This is a genomic window from Anaerotignum lactatifermentans DSM 14214 (assembly GCF_900142265.1).
GTDB classification, from domain to species: Bacteria; Bacillota; Clostridia; order Lachnospirales; family Anaerotignaceae; genus Anaerotignum; species Anaerotignum lactatifermentans.
Genome location: NZ_FRAH01000158.1, coordinates 1 through 1,178 on the forward strand (window position 1 = coordinate 1; position 1,178 = coordinate 1,178).

Genomic DNA, 1,178 nt, shown 5'->3' on the forward strand with positions numbered 1-1,178 from the left:
AAAGATTTGGCAGTCAACATGGATGGCTGTTATATCGACTTGATGGAAGGCGAGTACATCATTAACGTGCTGGAACCCAAACGCTGGGAGGAAGACAGCGGTTCAGTGCTGCCAAGGCATATCTCATTCCTTCGTGATTTTTTTCGTGCCTATAAAGACTTTACCAGTGCGGAAATCGATGTGCTGGAGATATTTCTGGAAAAGCTGTACGAAAGCAAAGGTATTACAGAACATACTGACTTTTCAGAATTAAAACATACAGACTACCCAGTGCTGTCAGATTTATATCATCTGGCAGAACAGGAACTGAACCAATATGAAGAAAGGAGGGGGAATATTTACACCAGAGAAACGGTCAGGGATTTATGCTTGAAACTGAAATCCATATGCATTGGTGCTGACAGTAAGTTTTTCAACGGACACACCAATATCACAAGCAATCGCTTTATCTGCTTTGGCACAAAGGGCATTACAGATGCGGATACGGCGATACGAAACGCTATGCTGTTCAATGTCCTTTCTTTTATGTCTGATGCCCTGTTGTCCAAAGGGAATACGGCGGCATTTATTGATGAGCTGTACTTGTTTTTGACTAACATGACTGCCATCGAATACATCCGAAACGCCATGAAGCGTGTGCGTAAAAAAGGCAGTGCAGTCATCATTGCCAGCCAGAATATCGAAGACTTCAACAGAGCTGATGTGAGAGAAATGACAAAACCCATGTTTGCCATTCCAACACATCAGTTTTTGTTTAATCCAGGAAATATCTCCAAGAAGGAATATATGGAAATGCTCAGGCTGGATGATTGTCTGTTTGACTTAATCAGCAGTCCTTTAAGAGGTGTCTGTGTGTTTCGCCATGGCTCAGAAGTTTACCATCTGGTGGTAAAAGCACCGCAGTATAAAGAGGATTTGTTCGGAAGTGCAGGAGGTAAGTAGAAGTCAAAAAGAAAAAACACTAAACCTATCAAAAAGAAAAAACATAAAAGGGAGAGATTTACATGATGAAAGACGCAAGAGATGAAGACTTTGAATTAGCAGAAATTGATAATGTGGTGGTGATTTTTACCAATGCACGTATTGATCGAGATACGGTGCCTTTTGATTTATACTGCTATGATGTCAGAGAGTCAGAGGGCTTTAGTGGCGATCCAGTTACGCTGGAGAAGGTTGTT

General features: G+C 41.5%; 1 protein-coding gene and 1 pseudogene. Both read left to right on the forward strand.

The genetic code is table 11. From position 1 onward, the window contains the following. Nucleotides 1–942, forward strand: a pseudogene (locus BUB35_RS18360) (type VI secretion protein); the annotation flags it as partial. Between the two features lie 65 nt (nucleotides 943–1,007). Further along, the coding region (locus tag BUB35_RS20225; protein WP_334292974.1) for an LPD28 domain-containing protein at nucleotides 1,008–1,178 on the forward strand (171 nt) is incomplete at its 3' end.